Origin of the sequence: Psychrobacter sp. (genome assembly GCF_030457785.1) — a bacterium.
In the GTDB taxonomy this organism is placed as follows: domain Bacteria; phylum Pseudomonadota; class Gammaproteobacteria; order Pseudomonadales; family Moraxellaceae; genus Psychrobacter.
Genome location: NZ_JAKDUI010000226.1, coordinates 1 through 4161 on the forward strand (window position 1 = coordinate 1; position 4161 = coordinate 4161).

Sequence of the window (4161 nt, forward strand, 5' to 3'; positions counted from 1 at the left end):
CGCATTCATCCCACTACCTTAGAGGTAGGGGATTTCTGCGGTAAAATGTTAAAAAGGAAGACCGAGGAAAACCCACGCACCCGTCGAACAAATATCATTTATCAGCAATGGCTACTTGAACGACGCGATTATAACAATTTTTGGCCCGTTATCGGTGAAAATAATGTACAAGAAACAAGACATCCAACTGACCAAATATGTTTACTAACCTCATTTTTCTGTAAATACTTCTAACTTATTTACAGTGCCTTTTTATCTTACTACCGTATTACCCTCCTTTTCACATGCTCTAACCTAGGATAAACTGGATTTATAATCTTGATAATCAAACTGGCGCTGAATATCAATCGTCCCATCCAAACGTCGAATGACAATTGCTGGCATATTAACGCCATTAAACCAATTTTTCTTTACCATGGTATAACCTGCGGCATTGCCAAAAGCTATCTGATCGCCTATGTTCAGTGGATTATGCGAAGCGTCCGACAGTGCATACTCACCAAAGATATCTCCTGCCAAACAAGAACGGCCATAGATGATGGTATTATCTGGGTTATTGGCTGCTTGTTCCATATCAACTGGTGAGAGAGTTACCTCCGCTTCATTAATCGCAGTAATAGGTGCTGACTCACGATAAATTAATAAATCAAGCATATGTGCTTCGATAGACGCATCGACGACGGCTAAGTTTTTTTGATTATGCATGGTATCTAGCACGGTAGTCACAAGCGTGCCCGCTCCATGAATACTCGCTTCGCCTGGCTCAAGATAAACTTGTACCCCGTATTTTTCACTAAACGCCTTTAGGCGCGCAGCCAGTTTTTCTAGTGGGTAATCAGGGGCGATAAAGTGTATACCGCCACCAAGACTCACCCATTCAAGCTCTGCTAACAGCGATCCAAAGCGTGTTTCGATATCCGCCAAACTCTTACTAAAAGCATCAAAGCTATCGTTTTCACAATTATTATGAATCATGACACCGGTAATATCTGCTAACACAGCAGTAATGCTATCTTTGTCGTGCTCACCCAAGCGACTAAACGGTCTAGCAGGATCGGCGATGATAAACGAAGAGTTACTGGTTTGTGGGTTGAGACGTAAGCCTACCGGTATGTTTTTTGAATTGGCTCGATCTTTGAAAGCATTCAATTGCGAGATCGAATTAAAAATAATCTTATCTGCATGGCTTAATACTTCATCGATTTCATCGGCACTATAAGCCACACTATAGGCATGTGTTTCTTTGTCATCACCAAACGTTTCATGACCTAGGCGCACTTCGTTTAGTGAAGATGATGTCGTGCCGTGCAAATAGGGCTGCATCACATTAAACACACCCCAAGTGGCAAAGCATTTGAGTGCCAATAGTGCTTTAGCACCAGATAGCTCGCACAGGCGCTCGACGATCTTCATGTTAGCGACGATTGACGCTTCGTTGAGCAAGTAATAAGGCGTGGGTGGTAATTGAGTGCTGCTGGTATTAACGTCTTCTCTTACATTCATAAACGGTTACCTAATAATGCTATTGTCATCATGACAGATGTAAATTTTTTCGTTATGGTAGGTTAAACCAATAACAAATAGTATAGCTTATGTCTTTATCGACCGACTACTCCACTAGCAGTCAAAATGACTTAACACCGCTCGACCCACAAGATATCGACTTGCAGCATCTTCACCCTGATGCGCGTGCAGTGTTAGATTTTTGGTTCAATCAAGATAATGAGTCATATTGGTTCAAAAAAAGCGATGAGTTTGACAATCACATACGAGCTCAGTTTCGCAGTATTTGGCAAGCAGCAAAACAAGGTGAGTGTGTGACGTGGCGACAGGTAGATGAAACCGTTGATAATAACAGCTTCATTACTTCTTTGGCAGGGAGATTGGCAGAAATTCTGGTTTTGGATCAATTTTCACGAAACCTCTGTCGCGGTCAGACGGCTGCCTTTGCACAAGACAGTATGGCGGTAGTATTGGCACAAGAAGCCATCGAGTATTCTCACTTTAGTACGCTACCTGCTCAGTGGCGAAAGTTTATCATCATGCCTTTTATGCATTCTGAATCGGCGGTGATTCATGAGCGTTATCTGCCTTTATTTGAACAACTAGACGATGCAAACACATTGGATTTCGAACTTCGCCATAAAAAAATTATCGATCAATTTGGTCGATACCCACATCGTAATAGTACGCTTGACCGTGAGTCGACTGCTGAGGAAGAAGCCTTCTTACAACAGCCCAACTCATCGTTTTAGTAGCAACCTACTTTACGGTCAATATTAGTAGTTGATGGTTGATACAAAGAAAGCACACTGCTTAGGCTAATCATTAGCCAGTCGCGCAACAGTATTCAACTACTGTTGCGTGGGCGCCCTGTCAACTTTCAAGCGCCTTTCTGACTGGGGCAAAACTTCGTCTATGCTCTGATAGCACACCGAGTGACGCAATCGCTTCCATGTGCGCGCGTGTCGGATAGCCTTTGTGTTTGGCGATGCCATATTCTGGATGCTGAGCATCTAGCGCATACATGGTTTTATCGCGACTGACCTTTGCCAAAATACTGGCCGCTGCGATGCTGGTATGACGCGCATCACCTTTTACCCATGCTTGGCAATCAATCGCCGATGCTTTCACACCCAGCTTATCAAATTTGTCGTAATCTATGTCGGGGCAGCGATTGCCGTCAAACAACACTTCGAATATGTTCTCACGCTCACTATGAAAGTACTGAGCACTTGCTGTGACTATTGTTTCTAGCAATACCTCTGAGCATAGACGCATCCCCAGCATCGTTGCCTGCAAGATATTGACTTGATCGATAACAGCAGCTGGTACATCAGCAACGATATGCCCTATTGCATGCTGCCGCACTAAGGGATAAAGCATATCCCGCTTTTTTTCACTCAGTTTTTTTGAGTCGGTTAATACAGATAGTGGTGTTTGTTTAAGTGGCTCATCCTCTATCAATCCCGACCAAGCAGCAGGCAGTATCGCAGCGGCCACATTGACACTTCCTAGCAACGGCCCACGCCCAGCTTCATCGATGCCAATCTGAACAGGTGACGGTACTGATGCATCTGTCTGTGTCAGATATTGAGTGCGCAATTCAGGGATATTTAACCAGCCCGTTAACCGTATGGGCGCAGCCAGTTGCATGTATTGACCTTTAATATCAATTTCTTCGATACATCTGTTGATTGGTAGATAATCGTTTTCGTTATTAAATGCATTACTCATAAAGCTGCCATGACTTAATTGATATTTCTTAGGTGGTAGTGACTGAGGCTTACTTAGTGATTATAACCTTCTTGAATGAACCACTGCTCAATCACACTATTTGCAGGATCATGGTTACTCTGCTGCTGTAATAAGCGCTTGGTAACGGTAAGATCATTTAGTTGTTCAGCATAAGCACGTGGCTGTAGTAAGCGCGTGACTGTTCTGCAGATATTGTCACCACTCGCCTGCTCCTGAATCAACTCAGGCACTATAGCGGTATTTGCCAAGATATTCGGCAAGGCAACGTACGGCACTTTGACCAATCGTTTGGCAAGCTGATACGTCAACTGATTTAACTGGTAAATCACCACCATCGGTCGCTCCAACAACATCGCCTCTAATGTGGCGGTACCTGATGCCAACATAACGATATCCGATGCGGCCATTGCATACTGACTGAATGCTGGCTGACTGTCATCATAAATCACGACGATAGCAGCTCGCAGCTCCTCTGAGCGCTGTTCGATGACATCTTGAACGATATATTGATGGTTCTGATCGACAGTTGGAATGATAAAACACAGCTTCGGATCCAATACGATGAGCTTTTGAATGCCATCCAGCATCAACGGCAAAATAGAAGTGATTTCACCACGTCTCGAGCCTGGCATCACACAAATAAGCTGACTGACGTCGTCGAATCGATCAATAAAAAACTGTTGCAAGCCATCGTTATGCCAGACCAACTCACTACGACGCTGATTGATTGGTATTTCTAGCAAGCTCTGATCTATCGTCCGTAGTAGTGGATGACCGACACATATTGCTGGATGATTATGCCGTTCATACACAGGCAACTCAAAGGGAAACAAGCAAAGGTCTAAGTGGGTCGCCGTTTTGATCGCATGAATGCGTGACTCTCGCCATGCCCAAATAGTTGGG

At 44.0% G+C, this 4161-nt stretch carries 5 protein-coding genes; 2 read left to right on the forward strand and 3 right to left on the reverse strand.

Features of this window, described 5'->3' with window-relative positions; genetic code table 11:
- A partial coding sequence (locus L0J61_RS09695) for a hypothetical protein (RefSeq protein WP_301466245.1) occupies positions 1-234 on the forward strand: 234 nt, incomplete at its 5' end.
- A gap of 60 nt (positions 235-294) precedes the next feature.
- On the opposite strand, the gene L0J61_RS09700 is transcribed toward L0J61_RS09695, so the two are convergent.
- Positions 295-1503 (reverse strand): carboxynorspermidine decarboxylase, encoded by a 1209-nt coding sequence (locus L0J61_RS09700; RefSeq protein WP_301466246.1) that lies wholly within the window; start codon positions 1501-1503, stop codon positions 295-297.
- Positions 1504-1592: 89 nt separating this feature from the next.
- On the opposite strand from L0J61_RS09700, the gene L0J61_RS09705 reads away from it, so the two are divergent.
- Positions 1593-2255, forward strand: a complete 663-nt coding sequence (locus tag L0J61_RS09705; RefSeq protein WP_301466247.1) for a DUF924 family protein — start codon at positions 1593-1595, stop codon at positions 2253-2255.
- A gap of 121 nt (positions 2256-2376) precedes the next feature.
- Here L0J61_RS09705 and L0J61_RS09710 read toward each other — a convergent pair whose 3' ends face one another.
- Both L0J61_RS09710 and L0J61_RS09715 read right to left on the reverse strand, forming a co-directional pair.
- On the reverse strand, positions 2377-3237 hold the full coding sequence (locus L0J61_RS09710) for a ribonuclease HII (protein ID WP_301466248.1): 861 nt from the start codon (positions 3235-3237) through the stop codon (positions 2377-2379).
- A gap of 53 nt (positions 3238-3290) precedes the next feature.
- Positions 3291-4161 (reverse strand): lipid-A-disaccharide synthase (locus L0J61_RS09715; RefSeq protein ID WP_367651953.1); only part of this gene is annotated, 871 nt, incomplete at its 5' end.

What these genes read in the sequence shown, in the direction of transcription:
- L0J61_RS09700 (WP_301466246.1), bottom strand. Translation starts at nt 1,503, where the DNA reads ATGAATGTAAGAGAAGACGTTAATACCAGCAGCACTCAATTACCACCC.
- L0J61_RS09705 (WP_301466247.1), top strand. Translation starts at nt 1,593, where the DNA reads ATGTCTTTATCGACCGACTACTCCACTAGCAGTCAAAATGACTTAACA.
- L0J61_RS09710 (WP_301466248.1), bottom strand. Translation starts at nt 3,237, where the DNA reads ATGAGTAATGCATTTAATAACGAAAACGATTATCTACCAATCAACAGA.